Raw genomic sequence first — 17,013 nt, forward strand, 5'->3', positions numbered from 1 at the left:
ATACTGTAGGTAAACGTATCAAATTAATCAACTCAGGACAAAAACACACAAAAACAATCAAAAATAAAAGGGCAATAAAATATTGCCCCATGTAATCAAATAATTATGATTACAATAACCACATCACGAATGATAAATAATGCCTATAAACTGCGTAAATCAAGCACATCACGCATGTCAAAAAGACCATTTGACTTAGATTTAAGCCAGATAGCCGATCTCACCGCTCCATTAGCAAACGTCATACGGCTGGAAGCCTTGTGCGTAATCTCGATACGTTCGCCAATATCAGCGAACATCGCGGTATGTTCTCCGACGATGTCCCCTGCACGCACTGTGGCAAAACCAATGGTGCCAGGTACACGTTCACCGGTATAACCTTCACGGCTATAGACAGCGCAATCTTTGAGATCTTTATCCAGTGCCCCGGCAATCGCTTCTCCCATCGCCAGCGCTGTGCCTGACGGCGCATCTACTTTATGACGGTGGTGGGCTTCGATGATTTCAATGTCGGTGTAATCACCCATCACTTTCGCCGCTTTTTCCAGAAGCTTCAGCATGACATTGACACCGACGCTAAAGTTAGCGGCGAATACAATGCCAATCTCCTGAGCAGCATCATGAATAGCCTGTTTGCCTGCATCATCAAAGCCAGTCGTCCCAATAACCATCCCTTTTCCATGCTGGCGACAAAATGCCAGATGCGTCAAAGTGCCTTCCGGGCGAGTAAAATCGATAAAAATATCGAAATCATCTTTGATCGCCTCAAGGCTACTCTGCACAGTAACGCCCGTTTTCCCGGCTCCGGCCAACTCTCCGGCATCGCTACCCAGCAAGGATGAGCCTTCACGCTCCAGCGCCGCGCCCAGCTGTACGCCATCCATGCCGAGGGTGGCCTGAATCAACTGACGCCCCATGCGCCCCCCGGCTCCCGCGATGGCAACGCGGATTTGTGCATCATGCATAGCTATTCTCTTTTGTTAATTTCACGTAAATCATTTTCAGATTAACCAGCGCATCGCTGCGCCGCCAGCCGAAAACGTCGATAATTAGAATTTAATGATAAACAGGGAGAGATATCAGTAAAAGACATGACACTACGGAATAAGCAGCGTCATATCGTTATATCGTGCAGAAATCAGGGGGCCAATGCCAACACGTGAGCAACCCACTGTTGAAAACCTTCAACGTTCAGATCCAGCGCCACCTGTGCATTTGCCGGTTGACCAAGTCGTCCTTCAATATCCACCACCGTCGTACCCGACGTGTATTCACCCTGCGTTTCTACTGCCACAAAGCACGGCTTCATTGTGAACAGATCCGGACGCACCAGCCAGGCAATGGCGCAGAGATCGTGCATACGCAGCCCTGTATTCATGCTACCACTGCGGTAATGACTGAACAGCGCATGCAGCATTCTCCCGGTCTGGTTCAACTCAGGCAATGTCGCCAGATAATCTGGTGCGAGTACTGCCTGATTAGTAACATCCAGCCCGCACATCACAATCTCCAGCCCACTCTGGAATACTTTTGCTGCCGCTTCAGGATCGATAGCAATATTAAACTCCGCATTTGGCGTAAAGTTTCCCCTACCCGCGGAACCGCCCATGATCACCAGACGACGAATATTGAACGCACATTCCGGATAGTGCATCAGCAGCAATGCAATATTAGTTAACGGACCAATAGCAACCAGGGTGAGGGGTTCAGGAGAGCTCATCAATGCATCACGGATCACCTGAAAGGCGGGTTTTACCAGCGGCTGACGGTTATGTTCGACAAACTCATATCCTTCCATACCGGACTCACCGTGTACAGAAGCCGCGTCGCGTAGCGGTCGCAGCAACGGCATTGATGCCCCTTGTGCCAGCGGGATATCCGCATTCCAGAAATGTAGCAGTTGTAGCGCGTTACGAGTGGTTTTTTCCACAGAAACGTTACCTGCCACCGTGGTCATCAGTTGCAGATCCAGCTCAGGGGCAAACAGCGCGGCGGCTATAGCAGCGGCATCATCAATGCCGGGGTCGGTATCAAGAATGATCGGTAAGCGCATGGTTTCTCCAAAAAAAATGCCAGACGTTAAGTCTGGCATCTTCTCATAATAGATAAGTGAAAGTTTTACTCTACTTCACGAACATCCACACGCAGCTCTTTAGGCACTTCGAAAACAATGTTCTCTTCACGTCCTTCCAACGGAACAGGTTCCCCGCCGCCAAACTCCTGTAGGCGAGTAATCACGTTCTGCACCAGGATATCCGGTGCAGAAGCTCCGGCGGTGACACCCACGCACTTCGCCTCTTTCACCCACAATTCCTGGATATCGGTTGCATCGTCGATCAGGTATGCCGCTTTGCCCATACGCTGCGCCAGCTCGGCCAGGCGGTTGGAGTTAGAGGAGTTTTTCGAACCGACCACCAGTACCACATCCGCTTGTTCCGCCAGCGCACGAACCGCTTCCTGTCGGTTAGTGGTGGCATAGCAGATATCGTCTTTACGCGGTCCGACAATTTTCGGGAAACGGTTACGTAGCGCGTCAATCACATCAGATGTGTCGTCCACTGAGAGCGTGGTTTGCGTCATAAACGACAGCTTCGCTTCGTTTTTAACGTCCAGCGTCCACACATCATCTGGTGATTCAACCAGATACATTCCCCCTTGCGGGTTGCTGTACTGCCCCATTGTGCCTTCGACTTCCGGGTGCCCGGCGTGGCCGATCAGGATCGACTCTTCACCGCGACGGCTGGCTCGCGCGACTTCCATATGCACTTTCGTCACCAGCGGACAGGTTGCATCAAACACCGTGAGGTCACGACCTTTCGCCTCATTACGTACTGCCTGAGACACTCCGTGAGCCGAGAAAATCAGGATCGCGCCATCTGGCACTTCGCTGATTTGTTCTATAAAAATAGCGCCGCGCTCGCGCAGGCTATCCACCACATAGCGGTTATGCACCACTTCATGGCGGACATAAATCGGCGCGCCGTAAATGGCCAGCGCGTTTTCTACAATGCTGATAGCGCGGTCTACGCCAGCGCAAAAACCGCGCGGGTTGGCCAACAGGATCTGCATTTTACGCCTCCAGTGCCGGTTCGACTTCCAGCACTTCAATATCAAAATGAACGGTATGCCCGGCCAGCGGATGGTTGAAGTCAACCGTGATTGAATCACCATTGATTTCGCGGATCACACCCGGCATCTCACTGCCGTCCATTGCGGTAAAGAGCATGATAGCGCCAATTTCTGGCTCACCCGCGTCCATAAATTCCCGACGCGAGAAATACTGAATTAAGTCCGGGCTTGCCACACCAAAGGCGGCGTCCGGCTCCAGAGAAAAAGTGGTTTTATCACCCTCTTTTAACCCCAGAAGATGTTGTTCCAGTCCTTCAGACAGAGAACCATCGCCCAGGCGGAACAGCGCAGGCTTACCGTTATTGCGGGTTGACTCTGCGGTGGAGCCATCGTCGAGCTTTAAGGTGAAGTGCACCAGCACCGCACTGTTACTCTGTACTGATTTAGACATGCAGATTGCTCTTTAAAATTGCTGCCGCCTGTTTGCCCGGTAGCGCTAAGCAAGCCGGGCAAACAAGGATCGCGATATATTACACGCCGGATAAGCATAGCGTTATCCGGCATTTTTTTATGCGGCTTTTTTCTCTTTCGAAGGTAAGAAGCCTTCCAGGACAATCAACGCAGCGCCAATACAAATCGCCGTATCAGCAAGATTGAATGTAGCGAAATGCCAGTCACCAAGGTAAAAGTCGATCATATCGACCACGAAACCATGCCACAGTCGATCGAACAGGTTCCCCAGCGCGCCACCAATGATTAGCGCATAGGCAATGTTGTTCAGCTTCTGCGTCGCCTTCGAGCGATACATCATCACCGCCAGAATGACACAAATACCAATCGCGATACCGGCGAAGAACCAGCGCTGCCAGCCACCGCTGTCGGCTAAGAAGCTAAACGCAGCGCCATAATTACGCGCATAGTGCAGATTAAGCGACGGGAATAGCGACACCGTATCCCCCAGAGCAAAGTTCTGGAGGATCAGGTATTTGCTGCCCAAATCGATTATCAGCACGACTACCACCAGCCATAGCCAGCGTAGCCCAGTTGAACAAAGAGGCTTACTCATCAGGCAAACTTACGTTTTTCGCCATCACCGGCGATGTTGCTGACACAGCGTCCGCAGATTTCTGCGTGTTCCGCCACCTGACCGACGTCGGTGGTGTAATGCCAGCAACGCGGGCACTTCTCACCTTCGGCTTTGCTCAGTACAATTTTCAGACCTTTGAGCAGTTCGCTCTGCTGAGCATCAGCAGGTGCTTCTGCATAATCCGCAACAATCGCGCCAGAGGTCAACAGAACAAAGCGTAACTCTTCGCCCAGTGCGGTCAGCTTCGCAGCCAGTTCTGGCTCAGCATACAGGGTGACTGCCGCTTCCAGAGAACCGCCCACTTTCTTATCCGTACGCGCCTGCTCGATAACCTTATTCACTTCGCCACGCACTTTCAGCAGTTCGTCCCAGAATGCGTCGTTCATCGCTTCAGTATCGGCCAGACCAAACAGACCTTGGTACCACTCACCGGTGAAAACATACTTCTCGCGATCGCCTGGCAGGTAACCCCAGATTTCATCGGCGGTAAAGGACATGATTGGTGCCATCCAACGGACCAGTGCTTCTGCGATATGGAACAGCGCAGTCTGGCAACTACGACGCGCCACGCTGTCCGCTTTCGCGGTGTACTGGCGGTCTTTGATGATGTCGAGATAGAACGAACCCATTTCAACGGAGCAGAAGCGCATCAGGCGCTGCACGACTTCGTGGAAGTCATAGGCTTCGTAGGCTTTCAGGATCTCGTCCTGTGCCGCTTGTGCACAGCCCACAGCCCAGCGATCCAGCACGACCATCTCTTCCGGTTTCACCATGTCTTTTAGCGGATCAAACCCGTTCAGGTTCGCCAGCAGGAAGCGAGCGGTGTTACGGATACGACGATAGCTGTCAGCAGCACGTTTCAGGATTTCGTCTGAAACCGCCATTTCGCCGGTGTAGTCGGTAGATGCCACCCACAGACGCAGAATATCCGCACCCAGTTTGTTCATCACATCCTGTGGGCTAACGGTGTTACCGATGGACTTGGACATCTTGCGTCCCTGACCATCAACGGTGAAACCGTGGGTCAGTACCTGACGGTATGGCGCTTTGCCCTTCATTGCGGTGGAAATCATAAGCGAAGACATGAACCAACCACGATGCTGGTCAGAGCCTTCCAGATACATATCTGCCGCGTGACCAGAAAACTCAGGGCGCACATCAACCACGGATGAATGGGTTGACCCGGAATCGAACCATACGTCCAGCGTATCCGGTACTTTGACATACTGGTCAGCTTCGTCACCGAGGATATCTTTTGGATCGAGATCCCACCATGCCTGGATGCCGTCGACTTCAACGCGTTTGGCAACTTCTTCCATCAGTTCGATGGCACGCGGATGCAGTTCTTCTGTGTCTTTGTGAACAAACAGAGACATCGGCACACCCCACGTACGCTGACGGGAGATACACCAGTCAGGACGGTTGGCAACCATTGATTCGATACGCGCCTGACCCCAGTCCGGGATCCACTGTACACCTTTGATCTCTTTCAGCGACTGCGCGCGCAAGCCTTTCTGATCCATGCTGACGAACCACTGTGGTGTTGCACGGAAGATGATCGGAGACTTGTGACGCCAGCAGCAAGGATAGCTGTGTTGCATCTTCTCAACGTGCAGCAGTGCGCCTTTTTCAGTCAGCAATGCAACGACGATATCGTTGGCTTTGAATACGTTAACGCCATCCAGCGTTGGATAAGTACCTGGCAGATAAGTGCCGTCCGGACCAACCGGGTTAGCCACTTCCAGTCCATATTTCTGACCAATGACATAGTCGTCAGGACCATGGCCTGGCGCGGTATGCACCGCACCGGTACCCGCATCCAGCGTCACGTGATCGCCAAGGATTGCCGGAACATCAAAGCCCATAAACGGATGGGTAAAACGCAGCAGTTCCAGCTCAGCGCCTTTTACTGTACCAAGGATGCTGTACTCAGCGGCGCCAATACGCTGCATTACACTTTCAACCAGGTCTTTTGCCAGAATCAGGGCCTGACCGTCAATCTGCACCAGCGCATAATCAAAATCAGGTGCCAGAGAGATAGCGCGGTTAGCCGGCAGCGTCCACGGAGTGGTAGTCCAGATGACCAGAGAGATCGGGCCGTTGACATCAGAAACGCCAAACTTCGCTTTCACCGCGTCAGGGTCGGCAGCGTGGAACGCCACGTCGATAGACGGGGACGTTTTGTCGTAATATTCAACTTCCGCTTCCGCCAGTGCAGAACGGCAGTCTACGCACCAATGCACCGGTTTCGCACCTTTGTGCAGGTGACCGTTGCCGATGATTTTACCCAGCGCGCGAATGATGTTGGCTTCGGTTTTGAAGTCCATCGTCAGGTACGGATGTGACCAGTCGCCCAGCACGCCAAGACGGATAAAGTCTTTACGCTGGCCGTCAACCTGCGTTGCGGCATATTCACGGCATTTGGCACGGAACTCTGCGGCAGTGAACTTCTCTCCCGGCTTACCAAATTCCTGCTCTACTTTCAGCTCGATAGGCAGACCGTGGCAGTCCCAGCCCGGAACGTAAGGCGAGTCATATCCCGTGAGTCCTTTGGACTTCACGATAATGTCTTTCAGAATCTTGTTTACAGAGTGACCAATATGAATGCTGCCATTCGCATAAGGAGGGCCATCATGCAGAATGAAGGTTTTTTTGCCTTTTTTAGCCGCACGAATGATGCCGTACAGGTCATCATCAGTCCAACGCGCCAGCATTCCCGGTTCACGCTTGGCGAGATCGCCGCGCATCGGGAACCCTGTTTCCGGCAAATTCAGGGTTGATTTATAGTCACTCATCAGATTCTCGGTTCCGTATTTAAAACTCGTATAGGCGTTAAGCCGGTTTTGATAGCCCAAAAAAATCGCGGGCAGTTAACTCATCACGCGCAATCTGCGCTTTTAGTTCATCCAGCGAGGCAAATCGCTGTTCGTTGCGTATTTTTTTACGCAGTACTACATCTATATGGCGACCGTAGAGGTCCATTACAACGTCCAGCAAATGCACTTCTAACTGCTGGCGTACGCCTGCCACCGTTGGGCGAGTACCGATGTTAGCGACACCGGGAATAGGTTTTTCGCCAAGCCCCATCACCTCAACCGCATACACCCCTTTTACAGGAGAGACCTGGCGACGGAGCGGTAAATTTGCCGTCGGAAAGCCGATGGTACGTCCTAACTCGTCGCCGTGTACAACCCGTCCCGAAATGGTAAAGGGATGACCCAGCAAGCTTTCAGCCAGCAACAGATTATCTTCAGCCAGCGCCTGGCGCACTGCGGTACTGCTGATTCGCACTCCACCTTCACAGAAGGTCTGGGTACTGGTGATATCGAAGCCATACTCCGCACCCGCTTCCTGTAATAACAAGAAATCGCCCTCGCGACCAGCGCCGAAGCGGAAATCATCACCAACGGCAAGAAATTGTACACCCAGCCGCTTAACCAACAGGTCACCGATAAAATTCTGTGCCGTTAATGCGGCAAAGCGTCTGTCAAAACGTATACAGAGCACGTAATCAACGCCGCATTCCGCCAGATAACGCAGCTTTTCCCGCAAACGAGTCAGTCGTGCAGGTGACTTTTCAGTCGCAAACAGTTCAAGCGGCTGTGGCTCAAAAATCATCACCATTACCGGCAAGCCCCGCTTGCGTCCTTCTTCCTGCAAACCCTGCAGCAACGCGCGGTGGCCACGATGCACGCCATCGAAATTACCAATAGTCAGCACACACCCATGCGGGGCCTGACTGAGATTATGTATGCCTCGTATCAGCTTCATGTCTGGCTCAAAACAGTGAAAATCGTGAAAGTATACCCTGTACCGCGGTCAAGGTTAACCGGCGATTGGTACCACGAAACAGAAAGAAGATTGTTTTCATTGTTATGAAACAAATTGATGTCCTTCACGGGCAAGCCAATTCAACTTTTCTCGTGGAAAAGCTGTATTCACAGCACGCAAGCTGGTAGAATCCTGCGCCATCACTACGCAACGAGTGCCGCAATTTAAACGGCGCTTATTTGCACAAATCCATTGACAAAAGAAGGCTAAAAGGGCATATTCCTCGGCCTTTGAATTGTCCATATAGAACACATTTGGGAGTTGGACCTTGGCTAATATCAAATCAGCTAAGAAGCGCGCCGTTCAGTCTGAAAAGGCCCGCAAGCACAACGCTAGCCGTCGCTCTATGATGCGTACTTTCATCAAGAAAGTATACGCAGCTATTGAAGCTGGCGACAAAGCTACTGCACTGAAAGCATTTAACGAAATGCAACCAATCGTGGATCGTCAGGCTGCTAAAGGTCTGATCCACAAAAACAAAGCTGCACGTCATAAAGCAAACCTGACTGCGCAGATCAACAAACTGGCTTAATCGCTTGCTTGTTGTCGCTTTGTGAAAAAACCCGCGCAAGCGGGTTTTTTTATGTCTGCTTATTTGTTCGCTGGCGTAAATAGCGCGGAATAATCCGCATTACAAATACGCTGCACCGCCGGATGCTGGATCATCCTCTCGGCAAAAATGGCATGATATTCCTCCATCACATTCTCCACGCGTCCAATCTCAATAATTGAGTCATCTGCATAGAAATTGTTCGAATAGAGCGTAGGTGCAACAAAAATGGCATTGTGTGTTGCACCAAAAGCTTTCATCAATGCAGCATCGTCAAACTCCCCGAGGATTTCTACGTTCAGCCCCTGAGAGTTAATCCAGTTCAGCAACTTACGCCCGAGCATTGAACGACGTCCTGGTATCAATAATCGCCGTTCCTCGAGACATGCCGGAAACGGCTTTTCTGGTAACGGATTTGTGCACCAGAAGCTTACACAACACTCGCCAATTTTCACCGAGAACAGCCCTTCCTGTTGCGTGGAGTCGATCGGGCAGTCTGAGATAATCATGTCCAGCTTGTGCTGGCTGAGCTGCTCCAGCAGCATCTCATGCGTTGATTCAAAGCAGCGCAGGTGGATCTGTTCATCTTTAACCACAGCAGCATCCAGCACGCTGCTGACCAGCTGTTTAGACAACGCATCCGCCACGCCAACGTCGAACAGTAAATTAGACTCTTTGCGATAGTTCACGATATCCAGCATCTCCTGGCTTAAGGTGAACATCTTGTCCGCATATCGAAAAACTAATTCGCCCAGCTCACTCGGCTCCAGCCCACGTCCCTTACGCTTAAACAACTTTCCCTGTAAACGTTCCTCAAGCGCTTTGATCTGCCCGGTAATAGTTTGTGGCGTCAGATAAAGCGCTTCTGCAGCCCCCACCACCGAACCTTCTTTGTACACATGCCAGAAGTAATACAGGTGGTTGTAATTTATATGAGACATACTCTCTCCCTGAAAATTGTCATAAACGGATTAACCGATCAGGCTGGCGCATTCAAACGCGTGCGCAGCCAGCTATAACCGATAACCGCCGACAGCAAGGAACCGATCAGGATCCCCAGTTTCGCCCAGTTAATTAACTCAGGATCAACGTTACCAAACGCAAGGCTGGCGATAAAAATCGACATTGTGAAGCCAATACCGCACAGAATACCCACCGCCATAATTTGCTGGAAATTCGTCCCCTCCGGCAACTGTGCCAACTTCAGACGCAGCGCCAGCCAGCAGAACAGGCTGATTCCCAACGGCTTACCAATAAGCAGGCCGGCAATAATGCCCAGAGGCAGTATGGAGGTTAGCCCATCCATCGTAACGCCCTGCAATGAAACTCCCGCATTGGCAAAGGCAAACAGCGGTAGAATCAAATATGCCACCCACGGATGCAGGACGTGCTCCAGACGCTTCGCTGGTGACCGGCCATGCTTTTCCTTCAACGGAATGAAGAAACCAACAATTACGCCAGCCAGGGTCGCGTGCACGCCGGACTTCAGTACCGCAGTCCACAGTACTACGCCAACCAGAATATAAATGCCGGTACGTCTTACCCCGCACAAATTCAACACCGCCAGAATCAAAATAGCGAATGCGGCAACCCCCAGCGAAAGCAGTGACAGGTCGCTGGTATAGAACAGCGCGATAATCACGATAGCGCCAAGATCATCGATAATCGCCAGCGCCATCAGGAATATTTTCAGCGCCAGCGGGACACGACTCCCCAGAAGTGCCAGCACGCCCAATGCAAAAGCTATATCCGTTGCCGCAGGGATCGCCCACCCTTCACGGGTGATAGGATCGGCATAGTTGAATGCGAGATAGAGCAACGCCGGAACAATCATGCCGCCAATTGCCGCAATGATTGGAAAAGCAGCCTGACGCAGGCTGGCCAGCGACCCTTGCATCAGCTCACGCTTCACTTCCAGACCAATTAGCAGGAAAAACACCGCCATCAAGGCGTCGTTGATCCACAGCAGCATATTTTTGTTGATCTCAAGCGCGCCAACCCGCAGTTGGACGGGGGTTTCCAGAAAGGCGTGGTACCATCCACTGGTTACGCCGATATTGGCCATCAACATAGCTACCACTGCAGCGATGATCAGAATAATGCCTCCCGAGGCGTCGCTACTAAAAAAACGATGCAGATGTTTCACTTTTTATTCTCTCTATTGGGTGAATACTTCGTAATTACTATCTTACTCCGCATAACTCATCGTTAATATTAGTTTATTCATGATGAATAACTCGGTATTTACGAACTAAAAAACAAAGGGGAATGACAATTTGATCAGGACGGATCGCAGAAATAAAAAAGCCTGAGGCTCTTCAGTCTCAGGCTTTTCATCAAATGTTAGGCTTGTTTATTAGCGCGTCAGATCATCGAAGAATTTCTTCACGCCGTCGAAGAAGCTTTTTGAGCGCGGGCTGTTTTGCTCACCCGTCGGACCGCCAAAGCTGTCCTGAAGATCTTTCAGCAACTGTTTTTGTTTGTCGTTCAGACCCACTGGGGTTTCAACGACAACACGGCACAACAGATCGCCCTGAGCACCACCGCGAACCGATTTAACACCTTTGCCACGCATACGGAAAAGTTTACCGGTTTGCGTTTCACCAGGTATTTTTAACTTCACGCGGCCATCCAGCGTCGGTACTTCAATTTCACCGCCCAGAGCTGCCATCGCAAAGTTAATCGGTACTTCACAGTAGAGGTTATTGCCTTCTCGTTCAAAAATCGGGTGCTGTTTCACCTGCACCTGAACGTACAGATCGCCTGCCGGTGCGCCATGCTCGCCTGCTTCGCCTTCACCAGACAAGCGAATACGATCGCCGGTATCCACCCCAGCAGGTATTTTAACGGACAGCGTTTTACTCTTCTCAACGCGACCATGACCATGGCATTTATTGCATGGATCTTTGATCAGCGTACCGCGCCCCTGGCAGTGTGGACAGGTCTGCTGTACGGCAAAAAAGCCCTGACGCATCTGCACCTGACCGGAACCGTGACAGGTTGGACAGGTCTGCGGCTGAGTACCAGATTTCGCGCCGCTGCCGTGGCAGACGTCACACTCTTCCAGTGTAGGAATACGGATCTCTTTGGTGACGCCACGCACGGCTTCTTCCAGAGTGAGATCCATGTTGTAACGTAAATCAGCACCACGTGAGGCGCGCTGACGGCCACGACCACCGCCAAAGATATCGCCAAACACGTCACCAAAGATATCGCTGAAGTCAGCACCGCCGCCAAAACCGCCGCCGCCGCCCATACCGCCTTGCTCAAATGCTGCATGGCCGTACTGATCGTAAGCCGCTCGCTTTTGCGCATCGGTCAGGATCTCGTAGGCTTCTTTGATCTCTTTGAATTTAGCTTCGGCCTCTTTATCACCCTGGTTACGGTCCGGGTGGAATTTCATGGCCAGGCGCTTGTAGGCCTTTTTGATTTCACGCTCTTCCGCTGTTTTGGAAACGCCTAAAATCTCGTAATAGTCTTGCTTAGCCATCTTTTTTTATCTGCCCCTAACATGCATGCACGGGCGGAGAGGAAACCTCTTCGCCCGTGCCAGTAATTACCCGTTCAAAGGGCGATTATTTTTTGTCTTTCACTTCTTCAAACTCAGCGTCGACAACATCGTCATCTTTCGCGTTGTTTGCAGAAGCATCAGCGCCTGCTGCACCAGCCTGCTGCTGTGCGTGCTGCTGCTGAGCGATTTCCATCAGTTTCTGGGAAACCTGCGCCAGCGCCTGCATTTTCGCTTCGATATCCGCTTTGTCTTCACCTTTCAGAGAAGTTTCCAGCGCGGTCAGTGCAGACTCGATGGCAGTTTTGTCATCAGCTGGCAGTTTGTCGCCTGCTTCTTCAACCTGCTTGCGAGTGCTGTGCAGCAGATGGTCGCCCTGGTTACGGGTCTGAACCAGCTCTTCGAACTTACGGTCAGATTCCGCGTTCGCTTCTGCTTCACGAACCATTTTCTGAATTTCTTCTTCGTTCAGACCAGAAGATGCCTTGATGGTGATCTTCTGCTCTTTACCGCTGTTTTTGTCTTTCGCGGAAACGTGCAGGATACCGTCAGCATCGATATCGAAGGTGACTTCGATCTGCGGCATGCCGCGCGGTGCCGGGCTGATGCCATCCAGGTTAAACTGACCCAGATCTTTGTTATCAGCAGCACGTTTACGTTCACCCTGCAGCACATGGATGGTTACCGCAGACTGGTTGTCTTCAGCGGTAGAGAACACCTGGCTGTGCTTGGTCGGGATGGTGGTATTTTTGGCGATCAGCGGAGTCATCACGCCGCCCATGGTTTCGATACCCAGAGACAGCGGGGTAACGTCCAGCAGCAGTACGTCTTTCACATCACCGGTCAATACACCACCCTGAACGGCAGCACCAATTGCTACAGCTTCGTCCGGGTTAACGTCTTTACGCGGTTCTTTACCAAAGAACTCAGCAACTTTCTTCTGCACCATCGGCATACGAGTCTGACCACCAACCAGGATTACATCCTGAACGTCGGAAACAGACAGACCAGCATCCTGCAGAGCAACTTTCAGCGGCTCGATGGAACGGTTCACCAGATCTTCTACCAGGCTTTCCAGTTTCGCACGGGTCACTTTGATGTTCATGTGTTTCGGACCAGACGCATCTGCAGTGATGTACGGCAGGTTAACGTCGGTCTGCTGCGCAGAAGACAGCTCAATTTTCGCTTTTTCTGCGGCTTCTTTCAGGCGCTGCATTGCCAGCGGGTCGTTACGCAGGTCAATGCCCTGATCTTTCTTAAATTCGTCAACCAGGTAGTTGATCATACGGCTATCGAAGTCTTCACCACCCAGGTGGGTATCACCGTTGGTTGCCAGAACTTCGAAGGTTTTTTCGCCGTCAACTTCGTCGATTTCAATAATAGAGATATCGAAGGTACCACCACCGAGGTCATATACCGCGATAGTACGGTTGCCGACTTCTTTATCCAGACCGTAAGCCAGCGCGGCAGCAGTCGGTTCGTTGATGATACGTTTGACTTCCAGACCTGCGATACGGCCTGCGTCTTTGGTTGCCTGACGCTGAGCATCGTTAAAGTATGCAGGTACGGTGATAACGGCTTCAGTTACCGGTTCGCCCAGGTAATCCTCAGCGGTTTTCTTCATTTTTTTCAGCACTTCTGCAGAAATCTGCGGCGGTGCCATTTTCTGACCTTTTACATCAATCCATGCATCACCGTTGTCAGCACCGATGATTTTGTACGGCATGATAGCTTCATCACGCTGCACTTCTTCGTCCTGGAAGCGGCGGCCAATCAGGCGTTTAATCGCAAACAGGGTGTTTTGCGGGTTTGTCACTGCCTGACGTTTAGCCGGCTGACCAACCAGAGTTTCACCATCCTGGGTATAAGCAATGATAGAAGGCGTGGTGCGATCGCCCTCGGCGTTCTCCAGCACACGTGCAGTAGTGCCATCCATAATCGCTACACAAGAGTTGGTAGTACCCAGGTCGATACCAATAATTTTACCCATCTAAACGTCTCCACTAAAAATTCGGTCATCATGTGGTTGTGAATCTGTAATAAGGGCGAAACGTGCGGTTTCAACTACCCTGAATCGTTTTTTTTCAGACTCACCACTGCGGTTGTCTACAAGATGGGGTCGTAACCCACGTCATCAAGGGGGGCATGCAAATTTTTTTTAGCCCTGAGACCAGAAAACGAGATAAATGGAGCTGAAAAGCAACATGAGAAATAGTTACCAATCCAAATTTATTCATAAATCAAATAAAACAAAATAAGCCATTCACGAAAAAATTGTAATAAAAAGAAAATATTACAAGAATGAATCGTTTTTCTGACAGCGGTAATATGGTGGCAGATTGCCACTTTTGAACCCGTCAAAGAGAAATCCCATGAAATCCGTTTTAACGCTGTCTGTCAGCATGCTTTTCGGTCTTCTTCTGAGCAGCACAGCACATGCTAACGATCATAAAGTCCTCGGTATGATTGCGATGCCCAGAAATCAAACCGACAGCCTCACGTTAAAAATCCCCGTTTGTCGCGTTGTGAAGCGCATCCAATTGACGGCAGATCGTGGCGATATTCATCTGAATGGAGCCTCCGTTTATTTTAAAGCAGCACGCATGTCCAGCCAGAGCCTGAATGTCCCTTCGTCAATCAAAGAAGGACAAACCACCAATTGGATCAATATCAATAGCGACAACAACAATAAACGTTGTGTGTCGAAAATTACCTTCTCAGGCCAGTCGGTCAATTCTTCTGACATGGCGACGTTAAAAGTGATTGGCGACGACTAAACCCTCTCCTTTACCTGCGCCAAATGTTCCCCCCACAAGCGTGATGCCTGTCACAGGGGAAAATAATTCATTTTCCCCTTATTAGATCATAGACAGCCCACTCTCACCTGATTATTATGCCGCGCCCCGAAGACAGTGATCGTTATTCGGGGAAACTATTTCACCATTCAATCAATGATGATTTTGAGGAATTATGGGCAACACTAAGTTGGCTAATCCGGCACCGCTGGGCCTGATGGGCTTTGGCATGACCACCATTCTGCTTAACCTGCACAACGCGGGTTTCTTCGCCTTTGACGTTATTATTCTGGCGATGGGAATTTTCTACGGCGGTATCGCGCAAATTTTTGCCGGCCTGCTGGAATATAAAAAAGGCAACACCTTCGGTTTAACCGCCTTTACCTCCTACGGCTCTTTCTGGCTGACGCTGGTTGCCATCCTGATCATGCCGAAAATGGGCCTGGCGGATGCAACAAATGGTCAGTTCCTGGGCGTGTATCTGGGTCTGTGGGGCGTGTTCACACTGTTCATGTTCTTCGGCACGCTGAAAGCTAACCGTGCTTTGCAGTTTGTCTTCCTGAGCCTGACGGTGCTGTTCGCCCTGCTGGCTGTTGGCAACATTGCAGGTAACGAAGGAGTTATCCATTTCGCTGGCTGGGTTGGTTTAGTGTGTGGCGCAAGCGCCATTTACCTGGCAATGGGTGAAGTGCTGAACGAACAGTTTGGCCGTACTATCCTGCCGATTGGTGAAATGCACTAATCTATTCCGTTATCCCCCCCTTGCGGGGGGATATTTCTTACAGGCGCTGCAACTCTCCCTGTACGTCCGTATCGCGATGATAAATATCCTGTCGCAGCCAAATTCCCAGTCCTAACCCTACCAATGATAACGCCAGCACGTACCAGGCTGGAGCCATTGGCGACACACTCATCAACATTGTCACTGCAATCGGCGTCAGACCGCCAAAAATGGCATACGAGACATTGTAGGAAAAAGAGATGCCGGTAAAGCGAACTTCCGCTGGAAACGCCCGCACCATCACGTAAGGTACGGCTCCGACCACGCCGACACATAAACCGACCAGGCCGTATAAAAGAAACAGGTGTTCAGGATAAATACCGGCAAGGTGATAGAAAAACCAGCTGGAACAGGCCAGCAGAAGGCTACCGATAATAAAGGTTTTGCTGGCACCAACTCTGTCGACAATAAAGCCGGCCAGCAGACATCCCACACACAGCATAATGGTGGCGACGCTGTTGGCTTGTAGCGTCAGAGCGGGCGCAAAGCCATACTGTTTTTGCAGCCAGACAGGCGACATCAGGATCACCACCACAATACCGGCTGAAAGCAGCCAGGTCAGTAGCATCGAAATTACCACCGCTTTTTTATGCTTGCTGACAACCGATTTAACCGGCAGTTCTTCCGCCAGCGCTTTACGCGCCTGCATTTCAAGGAAGATCGGTGTTTCCTGCAACCAACGGCGCAGGTACATCGCCACCAGCCCAAACGCCCCCCTAAGAGGAAAGGAATACGCCAGCCGTACTCATGTACGGCCTGCGGTGTCAGGCTGGTATTGACCAGCGTTGCAACCACTGACCCCAACAGAATACCGACTGTCAATCCGGCGGTCAGTGTTCCGCAGGCAATACCAATACGGCGTTCCGGGACATGTTCTGCCACAAACACCCACGCCCCCGGAACTTCTCCACCAATGGCAGCGCCCTGCAAAATACGCATCAGCAGCAACAACAGCGGTGCCAGAATCCCCATCGAGGTGTAAGTCGGTAACAGGCCAATCGCCAGCGTCGGTATCGCCATCAGCAAAATGCTCAAAGTGAACATTTTCTTACGCCCCACCAGATCGCCAAAATGCGCCATGATGATGCCACCCAACGGACGCGCCAGATATCCTGCGGCAAAAATACCAAAGGTTTGGACCTGACGTAGCCATTCCGGGATGTCTGCGGGGAAAAATAATTCGCCAACGACTGAGGCAAAGAAGACAAAAATAATGAAATCATAAAACTCCAGCGCCCCGCCGAGGGCAGCAAGCGAAAGGGTTTTATAATCCTGGCGATTCAGCGGTCGAGAGTGTTGTGACATAGCAAACCATGAGTCAGTGGAGTCAGTGGAGTCATTGAACGTTTTGTCGATACGTGTAAATTAAAAATTACTATATCGTAAACAATT

14 protein-coding genes and 2 pseudogenes are annotated in these 17,013 nt (G+C 51.1%); 3 read left to right on the forward strand and 13 right to left on the reverse strand.

All coding sequences use genetic code 11. The features are described 5' to 3' along the window. Positions 1-143: 143 nt before the first annotated feature. From dapB to OGY01_RS18830, 8 genes and pseudogenes are all read right to left on the reverse strand, one after another. A complete protein-coding gene (gene dapB, locus OGY01_RS18795; protein WP_045439634.1) occupies positions 144-965 on the reverse strand; it encodes a 4-hydroxy-tetrahydrodipicolinate reductase in 822 nt (273 codons plus the stop codon). 173 nt (positions 966-1,138) lie between these two features. Further along, complete coding sequence (rihC, locus tag OGY01_RS18800) at positions 1,139-2,053, reverse strand: ribonucleoside hydrolase RihC (protein WP_225760452.1); 915 nt, start codon at positions 2,051-2,053, stop codon at positions 1,139-1,141. A gap of 65 nt (positions 2,054-2,118) precedes the next feature. After that, positions 2,119-3,069, reverse strand: coding sequence for a 4-hydroxy-3-methylbut-2-enyl diphosphate reductase (gene ispH / locus OGY01_RS18805; RefSeq protein ID WP_045439631.1), 951 nt, complete (start codon positions 3,067-3,069; stop codon positions 2,119-2,121). Position 3,070: 1 nt separating this feature from the next. After that, the gene (gene fkpB / locus OGY01_RS18810) at positions 3,071-3,520 is read right to left on the reverse strand and encodes an FKBP-type peptidyl-prolyl cis-trans isomerase (RefSeq protein ID WP_045439628.1); all 450 of its coding nucleotides are present in this window, start codon (positions 3,518-3,520) and stop codon (positions 3,071-3,073) included. 117 nt (positions 3,521-3,637) lie between these two features. Continuing rightward, the gene (lspA, locus tag OGY01_RS18815; RefSeq protein WP_286493510.1) at positions 3,638-4,135 is read right to left on the reverse strand and encodes a signal peptidase II; all 498 of its coding nucleotides are present in this window, start codon (positions 4,133-4,135) and stop codon (positions 3,638-3,640) included. Continuing rightward, positions 4,135-6,951, reverse strand: coding sequence for an isoleucine--tRNA ligase (ileS, locus tag OGY01_RS18820; RefSeq protein ID WP_048222080.1), 2,817 nt, complete (start codon positions 6,949-6,951; stop codon positions 4,135-4,137). The genes lspA and ileS overlap by 1 nt, the downstream gene beginning before the upstream one ends. A 37-nt stretch (positions 6,952-6,988) precedes the next feature. Continuing rightward, the gene (gene ribF, locus OGY01_RS18825; RefSeq protein ID WP_045439613.1) at positions 6,989-7,927 is read right to left on the reverse strand and encodes a bifunctional riboflavin kinase/FAD synthetase; all 939 of its coding nucleotides are present in this window, start codon (positions 7,925-7,927) and stop codon (positions 6,989-6,991) included. 7 nt (positions 7,928-7,934) lie between these two features. Beyond that, a pseudogene (locus tag OGY01_RS18830) lies at positions 7,935-8,150 on the reverse strand (DUF2575 domain-containing protein). 105 nt (positions 8,151-8,255) lie between these two features. Between OGY01_RS18830 and rpsT the strand changes: the two are divergent. After that, positions 8,256-8,519 carry a 30S ribosomal protein S20 gene (gene rpsT, locus OGY01_RS18835; RefSeq protein WP_003018940.1) on the forward strand — a complete coding sequence of 88 codons (264 nt, stop codon included), beginning with the start codon at positions 8,256-8,258 and terminating at the stop codon, positions 8,517-8,519. A gap of 59 nt (positions 8,520-8,578) precedes the next feature. On the opposite strand, the gene nhaR is transcribed toward rpsT, so the two are convergent. The 4 genes from nhaR to dnaK form a co-directional block, all read right to left on the reverse strand. Further along, on the reverse strand, positions 8,579-9,478 hold the full coding sequence (nhaR, locus tag OGY01_RS18840; RefSeq protein WP_045439611.1) for a transcriptional activator NhaR: 900 nt from the start codon (positions 9,476-9,478) through the stop codon (positions 8,579-8,581). A 38-nt stretch (positions 9,479-9,516) separates the two neighbouring features. Further along, the gene (gene nhaA, locus OGY01_RS18845; RefSeq protein ID WP_225760450.1) at positions 9,517-10,683 is read right to left on the reverse strand and encodes a Na+/H+ antiporter NhaA; all 1,167 of its coding nucleotides are present in this window, start codon (positions 10,681-10,683) and stop codon (positions 9,517-9,519) included. A gap of 210 nt (positions 10,684-10,893) precedes the next feature. Further along, a complete protein-coding gene (gene dnaJ, locus OGY01_RS18850; protein WP_045439607.1) occupies positions 10,894-12,027 on the reverse strand; it encodes a molecular chaperone DnaJ in 1,134 nt (377 codons plus the stop codon). An 85-nt stretch (positions 12,028-12,112) separates the two neighbouring features. Continuing rightward, positions 12,113-14,035 carry a molecular chaperone DnaK gene (gene dnaK / locus OGY01_RS18855; protein ID WP_045439604.1) on the reverse strand — a complete coding sequence of 641 codons (1,923 nt, stop codon included), beginning with the start codon at positions 14,033-14,035 and terminating at the stop codon, positions 12,113-12,115. 382 nt (positions 14,036-14,417) lie between these two features. Here dnaK and OGY01_RS18860 point away from each other — a divergent pair, with 382 nt between their 5' ends. Continuing rightward, entirely contained in the window at positions 14,418-14,822 is a 405-nt protein-coding gene (locus OGY01_RS18860) for a DUF2541 family protein (protein WP_200042203.1), read from the forward strand. Between the two features lie 193 nt (positions 14,823-15,015). After that, positions 15,016-15,582 (forward strand): acetate uptake transporter, encoded by a 567-nt coding sequence (gene satP / locus OGY01_RS18865; protein ID WP_045439598.1) that lies wholly within the window; start codon positions 15,016-15,018, stop codon positions 15,580-15,582. Positions 15,583-15,619: 37 nt separating this feature from the next. On the opposite strand, the pseudogene OGY01_RS18870 reads toward satP, so the two are convergent. After that, a pseudogene (locus tag OGY01_RS18870) lies at positions 15,620-16,926 on the reverse strand (MFS transporter). Between the last annotated feature and the right edge of the window lie 87 nt (positions 16,927-17,013).

The sequence above is a fragment of the Citrobacter sp. Cm038 genome, from assembly GCF_030333105.1.
Taxonomy (GTDB): Bacteria; Pseudomonadota; Gammaproteobacteria; order Enterobacterales; family Enterobacteriaceae; genus Citrobacter; species Citrobacter murliniae.